This window comes from Hymenobacter psoromatis (assembly GCA_001596155.1).
In the GTDB taxonomy this organism is placed as follows: domain Bacteria; phylum Bacteroidota; class Bacteroidia; order Cytophagales; family Hymenobacteraceae; genus Hymenobacter.
Map to the genome: position 1 here is coordinate 4860106 of CP014771.1, position 24610 is coordinate 4884715.

The following is a 24610-nucleotide window of genomic DNA, read 5'->3' on the forward strand; positions in this document are numbered from 1 at the left end:
AATAAAACCATTCACCACCCATTCCCACCCATGCCTGCTTCTCATTCGCCCGGCCCTCTGTCCCGCGAGCCGGCCGGCCCGGCGGCCTTCTCGGCCGCGGCTGGCTCTACCGGCTACGTGTACCTGATTGCGGCGGTAGCGGCGCTGGGCGGGCTGCTGTTCGGCTTCGATACGGCCATCATCAACGGCGCGCTGGTGTTTCTGAAAAAAGACTTTGGGCTGAACGACACGCAGACCGAGTTGGCGGCCAGCAGCATTCTGTTCGGCGCGGTGGTGGGGGCGGCGGTGGCCGGCTGGCTCACCGACCGCTACGGGCGGCGGCGGCGGCTGTTTGGGGCGGCGCAGCTGTTCACGCTTTCCTCGCTGGCGGCGGCGGGGCCGCGCACGCTCCCCGAATTTGTGGTGGCCCGGCTGGTGGGCGGCCTCGCCATTGGCGTGGCCTCCTTGCTGGCCCCGCTCTACATTGCCGAAGTTGCGCCGGCACCCATTCGCGGCAAGCTGGTGACGCTCAATCAGCTGGCCATCGTGACGGGAATTTTATTGGCCTACGTCACCAGCTACTACCTGGCCGACCTGGGGCTGGTGGCGTGGCGCTGGATGTTCGCCTCGGCGGCGCTGCCCTCGGCGCTATTCATGTTCGCGCTGCTGCTCGTGCCCGAAAGCCCGCGCTGGCTGCTGGGCCAGGGCCGCGAGGCCGAAGCCCTGCGCACCCTTACCCGCCTCAACGGCCCGGCCGCCGCCGCCGCCGAGGCCACCGAAATCCACGCCGCGCTGGCCGCCGAGCGCGATGAGTCCACCAGCCTGTTTCAGCCGCGCCTGCGGCGGCCGCTGCGCATTGCGGTGGTACTGGCGGTGTTGCAGCAGGTGACGGGCATTAATACTATTCTGTACTACGGCTCCATTATTTTCACTGAGCACAGCGGGTAAAGCGCATCCTCCGCCATCGGGGCCAACGCGCTGATTGGCGGCATCAACTTCGCGGGCACCGTCGTGGCCCTGTTCGTGATTGATAGGGTAGGGCGCAAGCCGCTGCTGCTGGCGTCAGGCGGCATGGCGCTGGCGCTGGGGGCGCTGGTGGTGGCCTTGCGATTGCACGCGCCGGGGCCGTGGCTGCTGGGTTTGATTATGGGTTACATGGCCTGCTTCGCCGTGGAGCTGGGGCCGGGCGTGTGGGTCGTCATTACCGAAATTTTTCCCACCGCCGTGCGCGGCCGGGCCGCCTCGGTGGCCACGGTGGCGCTGTGGATAGCCTGCACGGTCATTTCCTTTACCTTCCTCTCGCTAGTAAAAGCCGCCGGGCTGGCTGGCGCGTTCGGGCTCTACGCGGTGTTGTCGGCCTGCACGTTCGTGTTCGTGTGGCGCGCCGTGCCCGAAACCAAAGGCCGCACGCTGGAGGAAATTGAGCGCACCTGGCAGTAGGGGAGGGGGTAGGGCCTACCCCCTCAAATCATCCCCAGCCAGTATTTCCAGAACGGCCGGCGGGCGGCGGCCAGCGCGGCGTGGGTAGGCGGCGGTTGCAGCGCGGGCTGGCTGGCCAGAGTTTCGGCGTCAATGTCGCCGGTGCGGCGCAGCTCGAAAAAGCACTGCGCGGTGGCCTCGGCATCGGCCAGGGCGTCGTGCTGCTTGCCCATCGGCCGGTTGAACTGGCGCTGGTACAAATCGGCCAGGCGCAGATACTGCTGCTGCAAGGGCTGCCAGAAGCGCTTGGTGAGGCGCATGGTGCAGAAGGTGGGCAGCCCCAGCAGCGCGTTATCCAGCCCCGCCCGGTGAAAGCTGACGCCCACCATGTGGTAATCCAGCTCGATGAAGTGCCCCACTACCAGGGGTTTATAGTATAATAAATCGTCTTGGAGACGCTGCATCACGGGGCGGCGGGCCTGGCCGTGCTCGTGCAAAAAGGCCAGCGTGAGGCCATGCACCTGCATCGAAGCGGGCGTGAGGTCGTAATCGCTGGGCTTGATGTAGTAGTTTTCCGTCTTCACTAATTCGCCCGCGGCCGTATACACGAGCCAGGCCACCTGCGCCACGTGCGGCCACGCGCCGGGTTCGGCGTAGGGCCGCCGCCAATCGGCGGGCAGGCCCGACGTTTCGGTATCAACGAAAAGCAAGTACTCGGGCACCTAACAAAAGTAGCGCGCAACGACCAGGCAACAGTGAGCAATTACTCAGCGAGCCACTGCGTACTGCTTAGGACGCGATTTCCGAGTGATTTGATAGAATATTAACCAGCAAAAAAAGGTGTTTATGGGGCTTTAGAAGCTAAAATCAGTTGCGCTATGGGGCTGAGACGCGGCCCTTGCGGATGGCAAAAACCGCCGTGTTACGTGAGTCCGGCCGGCAGCAGGGGGGTAGGGAACGGGCGTGCCCCGCGTTATTTTGCGGGTATGTCCGACTTTCGCCTACGCGTATTTGCCGCCGTGGCCCGGCACCTGAGCTTCACCAAAGCCGGGCAGGAGCTGTTTATCTCGCAGCCGGCCGTGACCAAGCACATTCGGGAGCTGGAGGCCCAGTACGGCCAGCGGCTGCTGGCGCGGCGCGGCAACCGCGTGGCCCTCACCGAAGCCGGCCGCCTGCTGCTGCTGCACGCCGAAGCCGTGGAGGCGTCGGCCCGCCAGCTCAATGAGCAGCTGCTGGGCCTGCGCGACCCCGACGAGGCCGCCGGCCACCTGCGCCTGGGGGCCAGCACCACCCTCTGCCAATACGTGCTACCGGCCTGGCTGCCAGCGTTTCAGGTGCGCTACCCGCAGGTGCGGCTGACGCTGCTCAATGTCAATTCCGAGCGCATTGCCGAGGCGCTGCTGCGCGGCGACCTGGACCTGGGTTTCGTGGAGGGCCGCACCAAGAGCCGCGACCTGCACTACGAGCCGCTGCTGCCCGATGAGCTGGTGGCCGTGCGCCGCGCCACGCCCGCCGGCCCGCCGCCTACCCCCCTGCCGCTGGCCGAAGCCCTGGCGCACCCGCTGGTGCTGCGCGAGCGCGGCTCGGGCACGCTGGAGGTGCTGGAAATGGCCCTGCGCGAACTCAAAATCAAGCTTGGCGAGCTGCGCGCAGCTATTTACCTAGATAACACGGAGGCCATTAAGGGCTACCTGGCGGCGGCCCCGACGGCGCTGGGCTTCGTGTCGCGGCGGGCGCTGGCGCGCGAGCTGGCGGCCGGCGTGCTCGAAGTGGTGCCCATCGCGGGCCTGCGCCTGGCCCGGCATTTCGAGGCGGTGTGGGTGCAGGGGCAGCCGCTGACCCGCCCGGCCCAGCGGTTCCTGAGCTTTGCGCAGGCGCAGGGAAAAATTCAGGCAATTATCAAGGAATAAATGCTTTGCGTAGGGTGCGGGGCTCGCCCCCGCCCGTCGTTGAACGGAGCCAGCCCAAGCCGTTCAACGACGGGCGAGGACAAGCCCCGCACCCTACTTCGTGGCGAGGGGATAGGAAAAAAACTCCGGTGTCGGCGGGCCATCGCCTAGCGCCGCTACCGCGCCCTGGTAGCCCGCGCCCGCTGCCCAATGGTGCAGCCTCGCGCCCGCCGGCGCGGTGAAAATCAGCGGCTGGCCGGGTTCAAAATCTAATACTGAAAAGGTGTTGAACGGCATCCCTACCCCCCGGCCCAGCGCTTTCGCGTAGGCCTCCTTGCGCGTCCAGATGATGTAGAACAGGTGCCAGCAATCGGCCGGCGCGGCGGCGCGCAGGGCCGATTGCTCGGCGGGCGCATACAGCTCCCGGATGAGCGCCGCCGCGCCGGCCAACGGGGTCAGCGGCTCCACATCGACCCCGACGGGGTGGGTGTTGGAGATGGCCAGCAGCGCCCGCCCCGGCCGGTAGGAAAGGTTGAAATGCAACGTAAAGCCAGGCAGCACGGGCTTGCCCTGGCTATCGGGATGGATACTTAAGTCGCTGGCTGGCTGATCAGTGTACCGGCTCAGCACCGCCCGCAAAAAGCCGTGGGCGCGGCCGTAGGTCTGGCGCAGGGCTGGGTTGCGCAGGCGCGCCTGCCGCGCCGTTTCGGCTGCCGACAAAGTGGCTTCGGCTGCTGCCCAGGGGGGTAGGGCGGCGGCCAGGTCGGCTTGCCAAAGGTGCAGAAAGGGCGGCATAAAGAAGCGCGGGCGGCCCTACTGCCCGCCCGCGATAAAGGTGCTCGGGATGCCCTGCCAGCGCGTGCCGGCCGGCAGCTGCTCGCCTTTCATCAAGAGGCTGAGGCTCTTAAGCGTAGCGCCGGGGCCGATGACCGAGTCGTAGAGCACCACGCACGACGTGCCCACCGTGGCGTAGCGCCCGATGCGCAGGTTCGACATCTTCATCACGCGGTCCTCAAACAGGTGGGTCTGAATAGTGGAGCCGTTGTTGAGTATGGCGTGGTCGGCGACCCAGGCCAAGTCAAATTCGGTGATTTCGGTGGTGTCCATATATACCGAACGGCCAAAGTGACTGCCCATGAGCCGGAAAAACCAGGTGGCGAACGGCGTGCCCAGTAACGCGGCTTCCCAAAAAGGATATACATAACTCTCGCACAAGGAGTTGACAAACTCGTTGCGCCACACGAACGACGACCAGAGTGGCTTCTCCGAAGGCCGGTAGCGGCCGATGAGCACCCACTTGAGCAGGGCCGTGAGCAGGGAGAAGCCAAAAATCAGCCCGACTAATACGCCCGTCCCTACCCCCACGCTGCTCCAGAACGAATAGTAAAGCAAGTGTAAATGGCAGTAGTGATACAGCACCGCGAACGTGATGAACGTGAACGTGAACGGCAACACAATCTTAAACAGCTCAATAATGGACCGCGCCCACACCAGCCGGGCTGGCGGCGCAAACGTCAGCTCGGGCGCAAAGGCCGCCGACACCGGCCGGTTGGGCAGCAAAAAGGCCGGCGAGCCCACCCACGACGTGCCATCAGGCGGCGTCTCGGTGGGGGCCGACGAGAGCGCGCCAATCAAATTGTTGGCACCCAGCACGGTGCCGCCGGCCAGCACCGCGCCGTTGCCCACGAACGTGCGCGGCCCCACCACCGTGGGCAGCACCAGCACCAGCCCGTGCTGCACGCGCGGCGCGCCCACGCTCACCGAGTCGGCCAGAAAAGAGCCGGCCCCCACCGTGAGGTGGTCGGCCGAGATGTGATTGAGGGTCGAAACTTCGGCCCGGTGGCCGATTTTAGCACCCAGCAGCCGCAGCCAGTAGGGTGTGTAAATGGTGGCGTAGAGCGGGCGCAGCAGGGTCAGGCTCTGGGCCAGCACGGCGTCGGCCACCCAGTGGCGCACGTAGGCCAGGCTGTAGAGCGGGATGGTGCCGTCGGCCTGGCGGCCGGCCACGAGGCGCTTGGTGCCGGCCAGCATCACTATCAGAAGCAGCACGTAGAGCGCCGACAGCGGTAGCAGCGCCAGCAAAAAGCCGTTAGGATTAAGGGTTTCTAGAAATTCATAGAGGATAGCAAACACTGGCAGGGCGGCCACCGTGGGCACCAGCAGCAGCAGCGCGATGGCCGCCAGCTGGGCCGCCAGGTAGCCCGCGCCCGGCCCAGCCACCGGCCGCAGCGGCGTGAGCGGCACCGCCCGCACGCGCTTGGCTGGCGAGCCCAGCCAGCCCTCGCGGTCGGGCACCTGCTGGCCGGCGGGCAGCACCGACAGGTCATCCAGCTCGGCCCCCGCGCCCAGGCTAGTGCCGCCTTCCATGATGGCGCGCAGGCCCACATAGGCCTCGCGGCCCACCGTGGTGGGGCCGATGATGAGGCGGTCGCGCTCGATGCGGTAGCCCAGCAGCGCCGCCTCGCGGGCCACGCTGGCCCCCTCGCCGATGGTCAGCAAATCGAAGCACAGCACGCGGGTGGTGCCCAGGTACACGTTTTTGCCAACCTTGGCCCCCAGCAGGCGGTAGAAAATGGCCAGGAAGGGCGTGGCCGATAACAGGGGGGTAGGGGCCGCCTCCACCAGCTTTTTCACCACCCAGAACCGGAAGTAGTACATACCCCACAGCGGATACTCACCCGCCCGGAACCGGCCGATAATCAGCCACTTCACCAGCACCACCAGCAGGCAGGCCAGCGGCACGTAGCCCACCACCGAAGCCGCGCTGGCCAATAGCAGCGCGGGCCATGACCACTCGGCAAAGACCGGCCGCAGGTGCAGCGTCACGTTCAGGAAAAACACCGGCACGGCGTAAAACGCGGCAATGGACAGCAGCTGCAAAACGGCCGTGAGCAGCCGCGTGGCGGTGCTGGCGCGCCGCAGGGGGGTAGGGCGCGTTGGTTCGGGGGCCGGCATCGCGGCGGCCGTGGCGGCATCGGCGGCCACGGCGGCGGCCAGCCCCTCGATGGTGCGCCGGGTGTACATCTCCTTCACCGACAGGCCCTGAAAATCAGGTTGCTGGCGCAATTCGGAGATGATGAGCGAGGCCAGCAGCGAGTTGCCGCCGAGGTCAAAAAAGTCGTCGGTAACCGAAATGTCGGCCGTGCCGAAGCGCTTTTGCCAGGCGGCGTAGATGGCGCTTTCGAGCGGGTTGCGGGGCAAGGTCAGCTCGCGGGCCGGGGCCTGGTCGCCGCTCACGGGGTAGGGTAGGGCCTTGCGGTCCACTTTGCCGCTGGTGAGCAGCGGAAATGCCAGCAGCGGCACCAGCGCGGCGGGCAGCATGTAGGGCGCCAGCCGTTCGCGCAGGTAGGCGCGCACCGCGGCTGAGTCGAGCAAATGGTCGGGGGTAAGGATGAGGTAGGCGATGAGCTTTTTGACCCCATCAGCATCTTCCTTGAGCGCCACGGCGGCGTTGCGAATGCCCGGCCATTGCAGCAGCAGGCTCTCAATCTCAGCCAGCTCAACCCGGAAGCCCCGGATTTTCACCTGCGTATCAATCCGCCCCAAAAAGTCCACGTTGCCCTCGGCCTCGAAGCGGGCCAGGTCGCCGGTGCGGTAGAGGCGGCCGCTGAAGCCGTTTTGCAATTCGCTGACGGTGTTGAACTTAGCAGCGCTCAGCTCGGGCCGGTTGAGGTAGCCGGCGGCCAGCGCAAGCCCGCCAATGCACAGCTCGCCGGCCCCGCCCAGCGGCACCAATTGGCCTAGCTGGTCGAGCAGTAGCACCTCGTAGCCCGCCAGCGGCCGGCCGATGGTGAGGCGCTGGCCGGGCACGAAGTCGGCGGCCGTGGCCACCACCGTGGCTTCGGTGGGGCCGTAGGTGTTCACCACCCGGCACTGGCGGCTGGCCCACTTGGTGAGCAGCTCGGGCGGACACACCTCGCCGCCCAGAATGAGCAGCCGCAGCGTGGGAATGGTGGCCGGCAGCAGCGAGAGCAGCGTGGGCACCGTGGAAAAAATCGTCACCTGATTCTCCACCAGAAAGTCCGGCAGCGCGTCGGGCGCTTTCATGGTTTCTTCGGGCACGGGCACCAGCGCGCCACCCGCGCCCCAGGCCAGCCAGAGCTCCTCCAGCGAGGCGTCGAAGGCCACCGAAAAGCCCTGCACCACGCGGTCCTGCGGCGTGGGCTGAAACAGCACCTGCTCGGCCCGCACCAGGTGGCAGATGCTGCGGTGCGGAATGAGCACGCCCTTGGGTAGCCCCGTGGTGCCGGAGGTATAGATGACGTAGGCAATGGCATCGGGGCCGCCCGCCACCGGCGTCAGTGGGGGGGGTAGGGCCGGCGCGGGCTGCGCCAGGTCGAGCACCAGGCCGGGCCAGGTGTCGAAGCCCGCGGGCAGCGGCCGGTTAATCAGCAAAGCCCGCGCCCCGCAGTCGCCCAGAATAAACATCACGCGGTCGGCCGGAAACGACAAATCGAGCGGCACGTAGGCCGCGCCGGCCTTAAGCACGGCCAGCATTCCCACGTATAATTCAATGGACTTGGCCAGGTACAGGCCCACGAAGTCGCCGGCCCGCACGCCTTCGCCTTGCAGGCGAGCGGCCAGCCGGTCGGCCTCGGCGTTGAGCTGCGCGTAGGTGCGGGTGTCGCCCAGCCAGCTCAGGGCCAGGTGGTTGGGGTAGTGGCCGGTGGTTTCTTCAAATAAATGATGGAGCTGCTGGGGACCGCCCTCGGTCACGTGCTGCGGCACGGTGCGGAAATCGCGCAGCAGCCGCATTTCTTCCTCGGCCAGAAAAAATACGTAGCCCACCGACACCCGCGGATTGCTCCCAAGCTGCTCAAACACTCGCTGCACGTGGGCTGGCAGGTAGGCCGCGCCCCAGGGCCCCGGCAGCCCGTCGGTGCAGGCGAAGCTGACGGCCACGGTGTGGTCGGCGGCGAAGTCCAGGGTCACGCACCACTCATGGTCGGCGCGCTGGGCCTCGGGGGCCGGAAACGAGATGCGCGCCCGCGTGATGGCCGCGCCTAACTGCTCGGCCACGCCGGCCAAGCCCATCACAAGCTGGCTGGCGGCCTCCGCCGTCACCTCGGCCAGCGTAAGTGTGTCGCTGATATTCAGCAGAATAGTGGCTGGCGGAAAGTCCGCCTCCGCGTTTTCGACCCGCAGCGTGGCTTGCAGCTGGATGGCGCTGCGCTCGGCCGGCTGGCGGAAATACACCACCGCGAAGGCGGCGAGATAGCCGGCCAGCAGCGTTTCTTTTTGCTGAAAAGCCAACTCAAAATCGGCGGGCGGGGCAGGGGGTTCGGCACCCGCGGGGGGGGTAGGGAGCAAATCGGTGGTCGTACTCATCGGGGAGCGAAACCGCGCCGGCCAGCGCGGCAAAAGAAGCAAAGAAGCAAAGAAGAAAGCAGCGGGCGGCCGCCCTGGGCCAGTTTACGAGCCAATGCCCGCCGCCGCCGAAATCAGCCAGTCAGCTCCTCAAATAGAGCGGGCCAACGTGAACCGAACGTGAGGGGGTAGGGCCAGCAAACGGGACAAGCAAGTTAAGGCAAAGCCTACGCCAAAACGGTCAGTGAGGGTGCGCAAAAAAAGCCGGCCGACACTTCGGGCAGAAGTGCCGGCCGGCGTAAGCTGCTGCATCGCTCACGTGCTACGATAGCAGCCCGTGGGCCACGGAGCGAATGCCGAAGCAAAGCGCCCCCGTAGTCGTCAAACCGTCTTTACAGATTGCAGTTCAGGACGGCGACAAAAGGCATCACCGTGTTGTCTATCTGAACCGGAACACGACAGTCCCATTCGGTTAGCTACCCCGAAAAATACTTTAGGCGCATTTCCTTTTCATTTCGCGCATCAGGCGGCGTAGGAGGCCGGCGGCTGAGGCGCACGCCGGAGTAAGAACGTAAACTACTTCCGAAGCCACCCTTGCCCTGGTTTCTACCCCCTCCCGCCAACGCAAAAAGGCGGCCATGCCTTCCCGAGACATGGCCGCCTTTGCAAGCTGCTTACGTAAAAAATGCTACCCGCTTACTGCACGCTCAGCTGGCGGCTCAGCACGGCACCGTCCACCACGAGGCGGTAGGTGTAGAGGCCGGGTGCCAGGCTGGTGGTGCTGAAATCGGCGCTGTAGTCGCCGGCCGGGCGGGCCTGATTCTCAAACACGGAGGCGGCGCGGCGGCCTAGGGCATCATACACGGCCAGGCTCACCACGGCTGGCTTCTGCAGGCTATAAGGCACCGAAACCTGCCCGGCGGCGGGGTTGGGGTAGGCGGGAGCCAGGGCGGCGGCGCTGGTGCTGGCCAGGCGCGCAGCCGTGACGGTGGAGGCAAACGCCGGGCCCGTCAGGTCGTCAAAATAATACGTCTTGGTACCCGCGACGGTGGTGGTGGTGTTGGGGGCGATGAGCAGCGCGAGCTGGTCCACATCGGTAGCCATTACGGTAGGGTCGAAGCTGCCGCCTCCGCCGGCGGTGTAGGTGAAGGTGAGCGTTTCCCAGGTGTTGGCCGTGGCCGAGGTGGTGGCGTTAAAGGTGCCGCCGTAGTTGCCGTTGGGGTAGTTGAGGGCCACCTTAGTCTTGTTTTGCAGCACGAGCTGCACGGCCGTGCCGGGGTCGGGGCTGCGAAATTTCAGCGTAATTTTCTGCGTGCCGTTAGCGTAACTCGATACGTCGCCGAACATGCCGCTCTTGGGCTGAATGGCGATGGTGGCATAGGGCATCGAGCCGTCGCGGGCGAAGCTGGCGCAGGTCGTGCTGGTGTTGCCCGTGCTGCTGCCGGGGTTGGCGGCGGCCTGGTTTAGGGTGCCCTGGGCACTGGGGTAGTTCACCAGGCGGGTATTCTCAAAGTTGTCGAGCAGGATGGGCGGCACCAGGGCGGGCGGCGGCGTCAGGGCACCGGCCACCAGCTCGGGGCCCATGATGTCGTCGAGGTAGTAGGTAGTGGCTGTGTTGATGCCGGGAGCCACCAGCATCACCAGCTGGTCCACGGTGGTGGCCGTCACGGTGTTGTCGTTGTCGCGGGCGGCAAACGTGAAGTTCAGCGTTTCCCAGTTGTTGGCCGCGGCCGCGGTAGTAGCGCTGAAAGTGCCGGCGTAGTCGCCTTTTGGATAGACGTTCACCGCCGCTTTGGCCTTGTTCTGCAGCACCAGCTGCACCACGATGCCGGGGCCAGCGCCGCGAAATTTCATCGACAGCTTCTTGGTGCCCGCCGCGTAGGCGCTCACGTCGGCCATGTAGGCATTGGTCGGGTTCATCACCACCACCGCGTACTGCGAGGCGTCGCGGTCGTACTTGCCGCAGGTGGCGCTGGTGTTCACAGTGTTAGTGGTGGTGGCGCTGCCGGGGTTAGGCACGGGGGCCAGGGCCCCGCTCACGTAGCCGTAGGTGACAATCCGGGTGTTCTCAAAATTGTCGTAGAGCACCTGCGCCGAAGCCGCGCGGTTGCCGAGGGTCGCCAGCCCGGAGGCCAGCAAAAATGTAGTAAAAATTTTCATGCGGGTGAGGAAAAGAAGTGAAAAAAAGAAGTGAAAAAAGAGGGGGGTAAGGACAGCCGGCCCTACCCCCCTCCCAAAGAGCTTATTGCTTGTACTGCAAAAACTTCACGTAGTCAACCTGCATCGTTTGCGGGAAGGTGGTGCTGGCGTCGGGGTTGCCGTCGAAGTCGCCGCCCACGGCCAGGTTCAGAATGGCGTAGAACGGGTTATTGAAGGGGTAGGGCGAAACGTCGTTCGAGGTGAGGGTGTAGTACTTGGTGCCATCGATGTAGAAATCCATCTGGTTCTGGCTGCGCACCATACTAAAGATATGAAAGTCAGTCGAAAAATCGCCGCTGGGCAGGGGGTAGGCGGTGCCTTTATACTGGTGCGTGGCCACCGTGTTGCCAAAGTGCACGGTGCTGTAGTTGACGGTGGGCGCGCTGCCCTTCATCTCCATAATGTCGATTTCGCCGCAGGCCGGCCAGGCTGCCTGGCTGTCGTTGGCGCCCAGCATCCAGATGGCCGGCCAGATGCCCTTGCCCTTGGGCAGCTTGGCCCGCACGTCATAGCGCCCAAAAACAAACTCCTTCTTGCCCTTCGTATCGATGCGGCCCGAAGTGTACTGGTGCCCGTTATAGTTCTCCTTAATGGCCGTGATGTTGAGGTTGCCATTGCTCAGGTTCACGTTGTTGCGCGAGCTGGTAGTCGATTCCAGCTCGTTGTTGAACCACTGGTCCTGCACCTCATAGGTCCACTTGGTGGCGTCGAGGCTGGTGTCGTTGAATTCGTCGCTCCACACCTGCTCGGTGTATTCGGCAAACGGATGCGGGTCGGCATTGGTCGTGGTGCTGACCGTGGCGCTGCCGGCCGTGGCCGTAATGACCGGGCCGGGCGGGTTCTGGGTGCAGCCGCCCGTGGCGAGCAGCAGCGTGAGGCCCGCGGCCAGGTGGCGGGCAAACCCGGAATTAACAGAATACGTCATCATGCAGATAAAAATAATGGGTGGGAAAAGGCGACTATTTCACGCGCATCTTGATGGTGAACAGCGGGTCGTCGGAGGGGCCGCCAGCGCGCAGCACCATATGCTGATTATCAATGGACAGGATGCGGTAGATGCGGCTGGCCGGCGCGTCGGTGACGCCGATAAAGGTGCCCGCTTTGCCCAACACAAACTGCGCGATGCCCGTGCCCGAAGCCGGCCCGAAGGTGAAGGTGGTGTTGTCGGAGCGCGGGGCCTGGCAGCCTCCTCCGCCCGCCACGAAGGTTTCGGCCTTGGCGTCGTAGGTAAACGTGTTGGTGCTGGTGAAGGTGTATTCGTCATCGGCCTGGCAGGGGGGTAGGCTGCCCAGCGCGCCGCCGGGGTAGTAGCTGGTAGGCGCAGCCTCATTGCCCACCACAATGGTCTGGGCCACGGTGTTATCGAGCATCCAGGTGCGCGACGAGCCGCCGGTCAGCAGCTGCCGGGCCTTGTCGATGGCCGAAAGCTGCGGAATGTAGGTGGTCACCGTTTTGGTGCCGTCGGGGTTGGTGCCTTGCAGGCGCAGGCGGGTAGCGGTGGCCTCCACGATGTCGTAGGTCTTGTTCACCACCGAGTCGGGCAGGCCGATAAATGACTTGTTGCGTTGCAGAATAATCTGCCCCAGCGCGCCATTGGGCTTGTAAATAAAGTCGGAATTGCCCGACTGCGCGGCCCCGCAGGTGCCGTTGGCAAAGGTGCCCGCCCCGGCATCGTAGGCGTAGCTGAAAGTGCCGGCAAACGAGAAGGAGTCGTCGAGCTGGCAGGGGTCGAGCGTGGTCGAGCTGGCGAGCACCGCCCCGCTGGCCGAGAGCTTCACCACCGCGCCCGGCTGGTCCGAGAGCGTCCAGGAAGTAGCGCCGGTGCCGCCGCAGGCCGTGAGCACCGCGTAGGCCGCGTTGCCGCAGATGGTCGGAATGACCACCGGCGTCTGGGGCGAAAAGCCCGTGCCACCGCGGCCGGCGGCCGTCAGCTTCACGCGGTAGGTGCCGGGCACCTTGTAGGTGTGGGTCACGTTGGGGCCCGACGCCAGCGGCGAGCCATCGCCGAAGTCCCACTGGTAGAGAAAGGCGTCGGTGGTGGTATTGGTGAACGTGGCCACCACCGGGTACTGCGTGGTGTTGAGGGCCACCGTGAAGCCGGGGGTAGGTATCGGCCCATCGAGGGTCGTAACGCCATCCTTGCGGCAGGCCGCCAGGGCCGCCACGCCGGCCAGCACCAGGGCAAATTTGCGAAAAGTAGTAAGCATGGAATAACAGTGATTAATGGCGAGTGATTAATGATTAACGACGAGTGACTAATGAGTAATGACTAATGTAAGACTTACGCAAATCGTCTGTCATTGCGCGCGAAGCGCGGCAATCGCACCCGAACGATGCCCGAACGATTTCGTTCTGGGGCGATTGCTTCGCGTTGCTCGCAATGACAAACGTCTTTTGCGTAAGTCCTATAATGATTAATCACTTGTCATTAGTCACTCGTCATTAATAATTAAATTAATAGCCGGTGTTTTGTACCAGACTGGGGTTGGCGTCGCGCTCACTCTGCGGAATAGGCAGCACGATGTTGAACGGCTTGATGCCTTTGGCCAGCAGGGCCGGGTTGTTAATCAGGTTGTTGGTGCGCTTGAGGTCAAACCAGCGGTCGTCCTCAAACGCCAGCTCGTAGCGCCGCTCCTTGATGACAGCCGCCTTGAAATTGGCGGTGTTGGCGGCCGTGAGGTCGCCCAGGCCGGCGCGCTTGCGCACGGTGTTCACGGCGGTGTAGCCTTCGGCAGTTGGCCCCACGGCCTCAGCCAGAATCAGGTACATCTCCGAGAGGCGCAGCACCGGAAAGTTGAGTGGCGAATCCCAGATGTTAGTGTTCACCTTGCCCACGAACCACTTTTTGCAGTTGTAGCCATAAGGCGAACCGGGCAGCACGGCGGGCTGCGCGGTCGTGGCGCTGCCGGCGGGGTAGGCATCGCCGGGCGACCAGATGGTGACGGCCTTGCGCGTGTCGCCGGCCTCGTAGCCCTGCACGAACTCCAGCTCCGGAATATTAAAGCCGTAGCCGCCCTGCGGCACCAGGCCCTGGCCGCGCGGCGCGAAATACTCGTTGCCCACGAAGCCCAGCCCGTCCACGGTGTAGCCGTTCAGGCCGTTCACGTACTGCACCTCAAACAGCGACTCCTTGCCGTTCTCGTTGGCTACCTTGAAGTTGTCGCCGTAGTTGGGCCACAAAGTTTTGCCCGAGCCCGCCAGCACGGCGCGGGCCTGAATGGCGGCGTTGGCCAGGTCGCCCTGCGTGAGATACACCTTGGCCAGCAGGCCGGTAGCGGCCCACTTGCTGGCCCGGCCCAGGTCGGTGCCGCCGTAGCTGCCGGGCAGGTTGCCAATGGCCGCCTGCAGGTCGATTAAAATCTGGGCATAAATCTGGGCGGCCGGCGTGCGCGGCAGCTGGGCATCGGAGGGGCTGGCCGGCGGCGTCAGGATGAGCGGCACGTCGCCGAAGGCCCGCACCAGGTCAAAATAGTACTTGGCCCGCAAAAACTGCGCCTCGCCCAGGCTGCGCTTGCGGACGTCCGCGTTCATCGTAACAATACCGGGCACCTTTTGCAGCACCAGATTGCAGGCCCCGATGCCCACGTAGCAGCCGCCCCACAGGCGGCCCACCGGGTCGTTAGAGGGCGGAATGTTGAAGAAGTCGAGCTGAATCTGGGCCGCCCCGTCACCGCCGCCGCCGCCGCCGGTAAAGGAGTTGTCCGACATAATCTCGCCGATGCTCCACAAGGCCCAGTTGTACTGCCCGCCTACCCCCAGCTGCGAGTAGCAAGCCGTCACGGCCTGCACGGCGTCGGACTCGGTCTGGTAAAAGTTAACGGTCGTTATCTGGTCAACGGGCTTCAGGTCGAGGTATTTCTTGCCGCAGCCGCCGAGCAGCGCCAGGCTGAGCAAGGCGCTGGCAGTTAGTTTAGTAGGAAGTGAGCGCATGGGTGGGGTAGGGAATATAAATCGTCTGTCATTGCGAGCCTGCGAAGCAATCACCCCAGAACGGTGGGCGAACAACTGGCGCAGGTACCGTGCGGGTGCGATTGCTTCGCAAGCTCGCAATGACAGATAAAGGTTCACTTAAAAGCCAATATTCAAGCCCGCGATAAACACGCGCGACTGTGGGTAGATGCCGCGGTCGATGCCGTAGGCACCGGCCTGGCTGCCGATTTCGGGGTCATAGCCCGTGTATTTGGTCAGCGTCACCAGGTTCTGGGCCGTCACGTACACGCGCAGCGTCTGGCCGCCAAAGCGGTTGATGAGCGGCTTGGCGAAATTGTAGCCCAGCGTCAGCACCTTGAGGCGCACGTAGGAGCCGTCTTCCACGAAATAGCTGCTCACGCGCAGGTTCTGGTTGGGGTCGCCGGCCACGGCGCGGGGCACGTCGGTGCTGGTGTTGGGGCCGGTCCAGCGGCCCAGCACGCGGGTGCTGCTGTTGCCGTTGCTGTAGAGGCCGCCCTCCGTGTACACCCGGTTCAGGTCATAAATCTTACCCCCCTCCGAGCCCTGGATAAAGGCCGTGAGGTCGAAACCCTTAAAGCTGAGCGTGTTGTTAACGCCAAAGGTGAAGTTAGGGTTCGGATTGCCGATGAATACCCGGTCCTTGTCGTTCACTACCCCATCCCCGTTGATGTCCCGGAACTTGATGTCGCCGGGGGCCGTGCCCGAGAACTGATACACGCCCGTGGGCGAGTTCTTATTGAGCGTGGCCAGCTCGTCGGCGGTCTGAATCAGGCCATCGGCCACGTAGCCATAGAACGAGCCGATGGATGCCCCCTGGTCGAAGCGCGAGATGGCCGTGCCCGTGCGGGTGGTGGTGCCGTTGAAGGGCGTGGCCACGTTCAGGTTCTGAATCAGGTTGCGGTAGGCCGAGAAAATGATGCCCGTATTCCAGGTCAGGCCGCCATTGCTGCCGTCCAGGTTGCGGGTGTTCAGCGAAAACTCGATGCCCTTGTTCTTCGATGCCACGGCATTGGTGGGCACAGCCTCGTAGGTGCCCGACACAAGAGTAGGCGGCACGTTGCTGATGAGGTTGGGCGAGCGGCGGTCGTAGATGTCCACCGTCAACTCCACGCGGTTGTTGAACAGGCCCACGTCCACGCCCAGGTTGGCCTGGTAGTTATTTTCCCAGCGCAGCTGCTCGTTGGCACCGCGGGTGGGGGCGGCGCCCTGAAACACCGTGCTACTGGAGCCAAAGGGGTAGCTGATGCCGGTGTTGATGGTAGCCAGGTAGGCAAAGCGCCCGGCGTTCAGGGGGTTACCCACCTTGCCGTAGCCGCCGCGCACCTTCAGGTTGCTGATGGCCGGAATGTCCTTGATGAAATTCTCCTCCGACAAGCGCCAGCCCAGTGAGGCCCCCGGAAAGAAGCCAAACTGATAGCCGGGCGCAAACTGCGAAGTGCCGTCGTAGCGGGCCGTGGCCGTGAGCAGGTATTTGCCCGCATACTCGTAGTTGATGCGGCCGAAGTAGCTGGCCAGGCGGTCGGTAGTCGGCTCCACGCCAATGCCGCCATTGGTGACGGGGTAGGCGGGGTTGGCGGCCGGCCCGGCGTTGATGTTTTGCAGGTTGTTGCTGACGTAGCCCGAGCGGTTGGCGCTGAGGAAAGTGTATTGAAACTGCTGCGCCGACTGCCCCGCCAGCGCCGTGAGGTGGTGCTTCTCGGCGAAAGTGTGGTCGTAAGTCAGCGTATTCTCAATGAGATACGTCGGGTTGTAGTTGCTGCTGGAATAGGCCGAGGCCACCGAGTTGCGGGGCGAGTTTGGCCCGAGCGAGGGTGTGAAGCCGTTGTTGTTGTCGAAAATCAGGTCAGCGCCCACGTTGGTGCGGAAGCGCAGGCCCTTGAGCGGCTCCACCTCGCCGAAAAACGAGCCGATAATGCGGTTGCGGCTGAATTTGGCGTTCGTAATCAGCGATTGCAGCACCGGGTTGGGCTCGATGAAGTTGTCGGCCGTGGCGGTGGGCTCGTAATACGTGCCGTCGGGGTTATACACCGGAATGGTGGGCGGCAATTGAATCACGTTGTTGAGCACCCCAAACTCGTCGTTGCCGGTGTTCAGCTGGCGTTCTTCTTGGTGGGTCACGGCCAGGCTGTTGCCCACCTTCACGTACTTATTGAGCTGAATATCGCCGTTGGCCCGAATCGTAAAGCGCTCAAAATTAGAGCCGTTCAGGGTGCCATCCTGCTGGAAGTAGCCCGCGCTCAGCGCGTAGCGCGCCTTGTCGCTACCCCCATTGGCCGAGATGTTGTAGCTCTGAATCACGGCCGTGGGTCGGAACACCGCCTTCTGCCAGTCAGTGTTGACGGTCAGGGCCGAAGGGTCGGCATACTTGGGGTTAATGGGCTGGCCGGCTGCCAGCAGGCTCTCGTTGTTGATGGTGGCGTACTGCTGCGAGTTCAGCAAATCCAGCTTGCGCCACACCTGCTGAATGCCCCGGTAGCCATCCACCGAGATGGTAGCGTTGCCGGCCTTGCCGCGCTTGGTAGTAATAATGACTACCCCGTTGGCCGCCCGCACGCCGTAGATAGCCGTAGCCGACGCGTCCTTGAGCACGTCGATGCTCTCGATGTCGTTGGGGTTGATGGAGTTAAGCTGGTTCTCCACCGCGTTGCCGTTGGCATCGGCAGTGGGCAGCGGAAAGCCATCGACCACGTACAGCGGCGAGTTGTTGCCGGCCGACGAGATGCCCCGGATGCGCACTGAGGTGCCACCGCCCCCACCCGGCGCGCCCGAGTTCTGGGTCACCGTCACGCCGGCCGCCCGGCCTTGCAGCGCCTGGGTAGGGTCGGCCACGGGCTGACTGGCAATGGCCGCGCCCGACACGGTGGCAATTGCACCGGTCACATCGGCCCGTTGCTGCGTGCCGTAGCCCACCACCACCACCTCGCCGAGGCCCTGGGCACTCTCGCGCATCGTCACGCCCAGGCTGCCGGCGTTGGCGCTGGTGACTACCACCGACTGCGACACGAAGCCCACGAAGCTGAACAGGATGGTGCTGTTTTCGGGGGCGCTAAAGCTAAAGGAGCCATCGACCCCGGTAGTAGTGCCGGTGCTGGTGCCGCGCACCAGCACCGTAACGCCGGGCAGGCCCGTGCCATCAGCACCCACCACGCGGCCCTTCACCGGAATGCTCACCGCCGGTTGCCGGAGGGCGTTGGCCAGTTTGAGGGAGGTAGGGGCGGGGGCAGCAAGGGCAAGGGCAACTGGAAAGCTACAGGCCAACAGCACGGCCGACCGACGCAACAGTAAACCCATCGGATAGTAGTGTCTCTTCATACAGAGGTGGGAAAAAAGAAGTAACAGCAATTATACTTCAAAGTTAGGCACTTGTGTTCAGCAAATGCAACCCCAAAACCTTGTTTCTGCTGCGTATAAAGCTTTTCATGAGTTTGCGTTGCCAGGGTTTTTACGGTTAGTGCACAAGCCCGGCCGGTGATTGTGCGCCCGTTGCCACAGGAAAGCACTATTAGGCCAGGGTGAATTTCCGCTAATAAACAACCGCCTGAAAGAGGATTTTTTCAAAAAAAACTTATCCTTTCAACCAGTCAACTCCCTACCCCCTTAGCTTGCACAAACGCTGCCGATAGCTTGCCACCTTTTGCTGGTTTATTGCAACTCGATAGCCTCTACTTCCTCCGATTCGGTGTCGGCGATAGAGTCATCGAGTAGCACATGGGTCCAGGGTTCGCCCTCCTCATAGTTAGGAGCCTGGCCGCGGCGCTGCAAGGCCGCCAGTACTTTTTGGGCAAAGGCCCAGCTGGTGGCGGGCCGCAGCTCCAGCACCCGCGCCAGCTCGGCGGGCGCGTAGCGGCCCCGGTGGGCGTGCAGCAAAAACACCGCGTACAACGCCTTCACGATGGGGAACTTGCACTTCTGGAGCAGCGTGCCCGTGGTAGCCGACTCCACGTAGCGGCAGCGGGTGCAGCGGCGGGCAAAGGGTTCGCGCGCCTCGCAGCTCTTCTCGTGGCCACACTTGCGGCAGTGGTAGCCGTGCTGCCACTTGAGGTCGGCGAGGTAGCGCAGGCAGGCGTCCTTGTCGGGGTAGAGCTGGCTGAACTCGCCAAAGTCGAACTCGCGGGCTTCGAGGCGGGCCTCCTTCTGGTCGCGCAGGTCGCGGCTCAGGTCGCGGTTGAGCTGCTCAATGGCGGTCGACTGCAGGGCCAGCAGGCCGTTGCGCTCCAGCAGCTCATTGTTGCGGGCCGCGATGATGTCATTCTGCTGACTCAATTCATCAGTGCGCAGAGCTACCAGCGCTTCCAGCTCTGAATTAAGCTGGTCCTTAAGAACTTGATTTTGGCGCAACTGCTCCACTAGCTGGTCCTGAGCCTGGTGCTTTTTGCGCAGCTGTTTCAGCAGGCGGCGTTGCGCGCGCAGCGTCGTGTCCATAATGCCCTTAATCTTATCGGCCAGGGCGTAGCTGAGCACGGCCACCTCTATCACGAAGGCCACGTTGAGGCTATAAACGGTGTAGGCGTTGTTGTAAAACTCGATGCCCAGCTTGCGACTGATAAGAAAAGCCAGGCTGCCCGCCACCATTGCCTGGGCCAGCAGCAGGTAGCGGGCAGCCCGCAGCCCGCCCCGGTAGGCCCGCCAGGCGGTGTAGTAAAGCAGCCCATAGGGCAGCAGATAAAGCCAGAAGCTGAAACCCGAATGCACCACCGCCGCATCGAGCACCAACAGCCCCGCGCTCAGTAACACTACCCCGCGCACGGCCCGGTATAGCGTCGGCAGCCGGGCCGCCATGTCCAGAAAGGAGTAGGCATACTGGGCAAACGTGAGCAGCAGCAGCACAGGCGCCACCGCCCCAATGAAGTGGTTGAGCAGCGGGCTGCCCGGCCACAGGTACTGAAAACCCAGGCCATCTTCCGACAAAAAGAGCAGCGCCCCACTCAGCACGTAGAAGACGTAGTAGAGGTATGACCGGTCCTGAAGAAAGAAAAACAGCAACAAATTATACAGCACCATAATGAGGATGATGCCGTAGAAGCCGCCCAGCAGCCAGTATTGCAGGCTCATCTCTGGCAGCAGGCCCGGCCCGCTGTGCAGCATGGCCCGGAAGCTGGTAGGCGAGTCGGAGCGCAGGCGCAGGTAGTACGTCACGGGCCCGCCGTGGCGCAGGGGCAGGTCAAACAGGAAGTTCTTGTAGGGCAACGGCCGCGTGGCAAAGGGGTAGTTTGCCCCAGTAAGCACGCTATCGTAGGCCAAGGCCGCGCTACCCGGTCGGTATATCGGCCGAAACAGCGTAGCTGTTCCGGTGTGCGAATCATACAGCTCCAGGTACCAGTCAGACGCCGGCCCGGCCTCAGTCCGCACCGTGAAGCGCAGCCAATAGGTGCTGCGCGGGTGCCGGATATTGGGCGGCAGCCGGGTGCCCGCCAAGGTGGTAAAGCGCCCTGCCCAGGCCGGGCTGCTGACCAGGCGCAGGGGTAGGCGGCCGGTGGGGTCCTCCAACACGCTATAAAAATGGTCTTCAACAAACTGGGTGGGCCGGGCCGGGCGGGCCACCAGGGTGTCTTCGGGGGTGGTGGCTGGCAGGGCCAGCACAGAGATACTGCCCGCCAGCCAAGCTAGTCCGGCTAGCAGCCCGCGCATAAGCCAACGTAACATAGAAAATGGGGTCGTGTGTTGATTCCGTAGATAATTAAAAGAAGAAATGGAATATAAATAAAGTAATCAGTCCATCATGGAAGAACTGTTTTTTCGAGAAGCAAATCGTCTTACGGGTTAGCCGCTTGCGTCGAGTACGCAGGGTTAGATGCTTGCGTTCTAGGCGTTGCATCGGGCCTTTGCCTATTTGCCGCTGCGCGTCCGGCAAACAGGCCTCATACGCTCCCCAGGCATCCGTAAACCAGGTTTCTACAGCCCAGCCCGCCGCTTTGAGCACCGCCAACAGCCGCCGAAACGTGGCATGGGTGCGCCGCCCGAAGACAAACGCTACCACTTGCCCGGTGGTAGCATCTTCGACCCACCAGAGCCAACGTTGTATCTTTTTCGTGCGCACAAACGACCACATTTCATCGGCGCACAACCGCAAACTGCTTGCTGTTGGCGGCGCATACGTGGGATGGCACGGCAGGTATTGATTTACCGTTTCAATCTTTTTTTTAGTTCCCCCATCACCGTTTGTGGACTGATACCCAGCACCCTAGCGGTGTCCCGTATTCCACTGCCGTTCAGCGCCAAATCCGTGATTTTCTCCCGTACTCCCGGCTCCCGTACTTTGTGCTGGTAGCGCAGTTGAAAGGTGCGGCGACAAGTCACGCAGCGGTAGCGTTGCGTCCCATCGGGCGCTTTGCCATGCCGATAGACCGCATCCGGCTGCTCACAAGCCGGGCAAAGAACGGGTTCCAAAACCATCCCCAAAGATAACGCTCTCTATAGAAGCAACACACGACCGAATTCTCGCTGCTGAACTCTGCCTTCCAACCGCTTCAGCTCCTCGTATTATGCCATCCACCGCTAGCATTTTTATCTGCCTCCCAGCCTTTCGGGCCGTGACTATTGGCTTGGGCCTGTTCCACCTCGTGGCCGCCTTGGCGTTTGCGCGGCCCGGCGCCGTTGTGGATTTTGGTTGGCCGGACCGTTTTGATTTCGGGCCGAGTTTTTTGCTAACCATGCTGACGCTCTGCGGCGGGGCTTGGGCGTTTAGGGGGCGGGCGGGCACTCGGGCGCCGCAACGCGCCGGCTGGCGGGGCGCGGCCTACGGCGTGCAGATGAATTCGTGTGGGGTTTTACCCCGTAGGGTTTGAGCCGTTTACCGTAAACCCTAAACAGCCTCACTGTTACGCTTCGAAATAACTGCAAAATAGATAAGCAGCCGCTTAAAAAAGCCCTCCCAGCCATGTGCTCGGAAGGGCTTTTGATTTTTGGGTAAGGACAGGCCTTTAGGCCCGACCGGCTAAAGCGGGCTTGCAGTCGGCACAATTGGCCCGGTGGTCGGGGGTAGGGGAGGGCCGCGCGCCGGTCAGGCTATTTTTGACCGGTTTACTTCATGGAGTTGTCATGCCCACGTTCTCGTTTCAGCGCTCTCTAACGCCCCTTATTCATGTGCTGGCGTGGGGGCTGCTGGCGCTCACGCTGCTGCTGTTTCAGCCCATGCAGGGGCGCATCGTGCTACCCCCCCAATACTGGGTGAAGCAGGGCGCACTGCTCCTGCTGTGGGGGGGCGCCTTCTACCTCACGGCACGGGTGAGCGTGCCGCGCCTGTTGCTGCGCGGGCGCACCGGCTGGTTTGGGCTGGCTTTGATGGCCACGGCGCTGGTTATTGTGCTAATGGGCTACTTACTCGAAAGCACCCTGCACCTGACGGAACTCATGCGCCAGGCTTTTCACGCGGCGGAGGCGGCGCGTCAGCGCTTCGGCCCGCTCCGGCCGCGCGGTAGCCGCTTCGACCTGATAAGTATGCTCATTACGCTGCTGGTGCTGGGCATTGCCACGGCCATTACGGTGGTGCAGCACTGGCAGCAGGAAGCCCGCCTGCGCGAGCGCCTCGACCAGCAGCGCGTAGAAGCCGAACTGAGCTTGCTGAAAGCTCAAATCAACCCGCACTTCTTCTTTAACACTCTCAATAACATCTACTCGCTCACGCTCATTGATGGCGAGCGGGCGCGGGCGGCCCTGCACCGCCTCTCGCGCATGATGCGCTACGTGCTCTACGACACGGCCGCGGGCCAGGCCCAGCTGGGCCAGGAAGTGGCTTTCATTCAGGATTATATCACCCTGATGCAGCTGCGCCTCACCGACCGCGTGCAGGTAACTTTTGAGCACCCCGAGCCGGTGCGCGAGGTGCTCATCGCGCCCATGCTGCTGCTGCCGTTTGTGGAAAATGCCTTCAAGCACGGCGTGGCGGCCACGGCACCCAGCCGCATCTTCATTGGCCTGCGCCAGCCCACGCAGCAGCAGCTCGAAATCGTGGTGCGCAACACGCTGTTTGCTAAGTCCAGCACCGACCTGGCAGGCTCCAATGGCATCGGCCTGGTCAATACCCGCCGCCGCCTCGACCTGCTCTACCCCGGCCGCTATACCTTGCAGGTGACCGAAAAAACTCCCGACGACGAGTTTGAGGTAAAGCTCAGCCTGGTGGTGGATAACAAGCTTGTCGCCAGCACGCTGCCCCACTCAACTCTTAAAACCGTATAGATGATTCCCGTTACCTGCATTGCCGTTGATGATGAGCCGCTGGCGCTGGCGCTCCTCTGCACGTTTATCGAGCAAACGCCTTTTCTGAAGCTGGTGGGCCGCTATGGCAGCGGCGTGGAAGCCCTCAAGGGCCTCCACGAGCTGACTGAGCCGGTAGAGCTGGCTTTTCTCGACATCCAGATGCAGGAGCTGACCGGCCTGGAGCTGGCGCGGGTGCTGGGCCAGCAGGCCGCGCCGCCGCGCATCATTTTCACCACCGCCTTCCCGCAATATGCGCTGGAAGGCTACAAGGTCGATGCCCTCGATTACCTGGTGAAGCCGTTCAACTACGAAGAGTTTCTGCGGGCCGCCAACAAGGGCCGCGCCTACGCCGAGCTGAGCCACGCCAGCGCCGATGCGCCCGCCCCTACCCCCCCCAACGTGGAGGAAGAGCACATTTTCCTGAAAGTGGAGTACCAGCTCGTGCGCGTGGCGCTGAGCGATATTCTGTACGTGGAAGGTCTGAAAGACTACGTAAAAGTGCATCTCAAAAGCACGCCGCGCGCCCTGCTTTCGCTCATGAGCCTGCGCGCGATGGAAGAAAAGCTGTCTGTCCGGCGCTTCCTGCGCATCCACCGCTCCTTCATCGTGGCCCTCGACAAGATTGAGGCCGTGCGCCGCCTCACCGTGCAGATTGGCACCGAAACCATTCCCGTGGGCGAACAATACAAAGAAGCCTTCCAGCAGTTCCTGAGCCGCTGGAGCTGACCCAGTGTAGGGTAGGCTTTAGCCCTGCCGTCGATAGTATTTATGAGCCTACTGACGGCAGGCTAAAGCCTATCCTATAATCGCCTACTTAGGGATAGAGCCGGGCACCTGCATCTCGGGGGCGCGGGGGGTAGGGCGCAGGCCGCGCAGTTCCTGGTACTTTTCGAGCTGGGCGGGCGTGAGCGCCGCCTCAATCTTGGTTTCGAAATCGGCCTGGCGGGCCAGGCGGGCCGCGTGCTCGTTTTCGTCGGGCCGATGCGTGAGGCGCTGCTTGCGCTGCGCCCGCTCCTCATCGAGCACGGTGGCGATGCGGGCCAGCTGCGCGGGGCTGAGGTCGAGCTTTTGCAGGAGGGTAGCGCGTTTGTTGTGGCCCAGCACCACTACCTCCGGCAGGGTTTGGGCGCGCAGGCGACCGCCGGCCAGGGCCGCCACCAAAAAAACGAAGCCAAGCAGAAGGGTGCGCATGATGCAAAGCTAGCCGTTGCGCCAGCAAGCCGCCGACAGTACGGGTAAAACCCGGCCCGGCCACGAAAGTGCCCGCAATAGCGCTATCACGCCTCCCTGCCAAGTACTCGTGCAGAAGTAAATTAGGTACTGCTGTTACGCCCTATCTTATTCGAGATGGTAACGGGGAGTAGCGCGAACTTGGTAGTTCGCGTCCCCGCGCCGTTAAAGCCAGTATAACGGCGCGGGGACGCGAACTACCAAGTTCGCGCTACTCCCCGTTGCGTAACAGCAGTTAGGTATCCAGAGAACGTCATTCCGAGCTTGTCGAGGAATCTCGCCCGCATCTTATGGATGTCGTTCAACGATGCGGGCGAGATTCCTCGGCAAGCTCGGAATGACGTTCTGCTTACTCAATTAGTTTTGACTGACTACTTAAACAACGCCCCGTGCCTGCGGGGCACGGGGCGTTGAGCTTCTATAGTAATCAATAACAGAGC

The 24610-nt window shown here is 63.2% G+C and carries 17 protein-coding genes; 6 read left to right on the top strand and 11 right to left on the bottom strand.

Annotation, left to right across the window (positions count from 1 at the left end; translation table 11 throughout):
* Nucleotides 1–30 precede the first annotated feature (30 nt).
* On the top strand, nt 31–927 hold the full coding sequence (locus A0257_20630) for a hypothetical protein (protein ID AMR29264.1): 897 nt from the start codon (nt 31–33) through the stop codon (nt 925–927).
* A 63-nt stretch (nt 928–990) separates the two neighbouring features.
* Nucleotides 991–1419 carry a hypothetical protein gene (locus tag A0257_20635; protein AMR29265.1) on the top strand — a complete coding sequence of 143 codons (429 nt, stop codon included), beginning with the start codon at nt 991–993 and terminating at the stop codon, nt 1417–1419.
* 23 nt (nt 1420–1442) lie between these two features.
* Here the strand turns inward: A0257_20635 and A0257_20640 are convergent, their stop codons facing one another.
* Nucleotides 1443–2120, bottom strand: a complete 678-nt coding sequence (locus A0257_20640) for a hypothetical protein (protein AMR29266.1) — start codon at nt 2118–2120, stop codon at nt 1443–1445.
* Nucleotides 2121–2384: 264 nt separating this feature from the next.
* Between A0257_20640 and A0257_20645 the strand changes: the two genes are divergently transcribed.
* A complete protein-coding gene (locus tag A0257_20645; GenBank protein AMR29267.1) occupies nt 2385–3308 on the top strand; it encodes a hypothetical protein in 924 nt (307 codons plus the stop codon).
* A 93-nt stretch (nt 3309–3401) separates the two neighbouring features.
* Here A0257_20645 and A0257_20650 read toward each other — a convergent pair whose 3' ends face one another.
* From A0257_20650 to A0257_20690, 9 genes are all read right to left on the bottom strand, one after another.
* Complete coding sequence (locus A0257_20650; GenBank protein AMR29268.1) at nt 3402–4082, bottom strand: hypothetical protein; 681 nt, start codon at nt 4080–4082, stop codon at nt 3402–3404.
* Nucleotides 4083–4100: 18 nt separating this feature from the next.
* Nucleotides 4101–8615: a hypothetical protein gene (locus tag A0257_20655; GenBank protein ID AMR29269.1), complete on the bottom strand. Its 4515-nt coding sequence runs from the start codon at nt 8613–8615 to the stop codon at nt 4101–4103.
* Nucleotides 8616–9290: 675 nt separating this feature from the next.
* Complete coding sequence (locus tag A0257_20660; protein AMR29270.1) at nt 9291–10754, bottom strand: hypothetical protein; 1464 nt, start codon at nt 10752–10754, stop codon at nt 9291–9293.
* Nucleotides 10755–10836: 82 nt separating this feature from the next.
* Complete coding sequence (locus A0257_20665; GenBank protein AMR29881.1) at nt 10837–11661, bottom strand: hypothetical protein; 825 nt, start codon at nt 11659–11661, stop codon at nt 10837–10839.
* Between the two features lie 91 nt (nt 11662–11752).
* Nucleotides 11753–13000, bottom strand: coding sequence for a hypothetical protein (locus A0257_20670; GenBank protein ID AMR29271.1), 1248 nt, complete (start codon nt 12998–13000; stop codon nt 11753–11755).
* A gap of 247 nt (nt 13001–13247) precedes the next feature.
* Nucleotides 13248–14723 (bottom strand): hypothetical protein, encoded by a 1476-nt coding sequence (locus A0257_20675; protein ID AMR29272.1) that lies wholly within the window; start codon nt 14721–14723, stop codon nt 13248–13250.
* A gap of 138 nt (nt 14724–14861) precedes the next feature.
* Nucleotides 14862–18035: a hypothetical protein gene (locus A0257_20680; protein ID AMR29273.1), complete on the bottom strand. Its 3174-nt coding sequence runs from the start codon at nt 18033–18035 to the stop codon at nt 14862–14864.
* A 351-nt stretch (nt 18036–18386) separates the two neighbouring features.
* Nucleotides 18387–20372, bottom strand: coding sequence for a hypothetical protein (locus tag A0257_20685; GenBank protein ID AMR29274.1), 1986 nt, complete (start codon nt 20370–20372; stop codon nt 18387–18389).
* A 49-nt stretch (nt 20373–20421) separates the two neighbouring features.
* Entirely contained in the window at nt 20422–20793 is a 372-nt protein-coding gene (locus A0257_20690) for a hypothetical protein (protein AMR29275.1), read from the bottom strand.
* 433 nt (nt 20794–21226) lie between these two features.
* On the opposite strand from A0257_20690, the gene A0257_20695 reads away from it, so the two are divergent.
* The 3 genes from A0257_20695 to A0257_20705 all read left to right on the top strand — a co-directional run bounded on the left by A0257_20695 (nt 21227) and on the right by A0257_20705 (nt 23666).
* Entirely contained in the window at nt 21227–21529 is a 303-nt protein-coding gene (locus tag A0257_20695) for a hypothetical protein (GenBank protein AMR29276.1), read from the top strand.
* Nucleotides 21530–21782: 253 nt separating this feature from the next.
* Entirely contained in the window at nt 21783–22919 is a 1137-nt protein-coding gene (locus tag A0257_20700) for a hypothetical protein (protein AMR29277.1), read from the top strand.
* Nucleotides 22920–22922: 3 nt separating this feature from the next.
* Nucleotides 22923–23666 carry a DNA-binding response regulator gene (locus A0257_20705; GenBank protein ID AMR29882.1) on the top strand — a complete coding sequence of 248 codons (744 nt, stop codon included), beginning with the start codon at nt 22923–22925 and terminating at the stop codon, nt 23664–23666.
* An 84-nt stretch (nt 23667–23750) separates the two neighbouring features.
* Here the strand turns inward: A0257_20705 and A0257_20710 are convergent, their stop codons facing one another.
* A complete protein-coding gene (locus A0257_20710) occupies nt 23751–24131 on the bottom strand; it encodes a hypothetical protein (GenBank protein AMR29278.1) in 381 nt (126 codons plus the stop codon).
* Nucleotides 24132–24610: the final 479 nt, after the last annotated feature.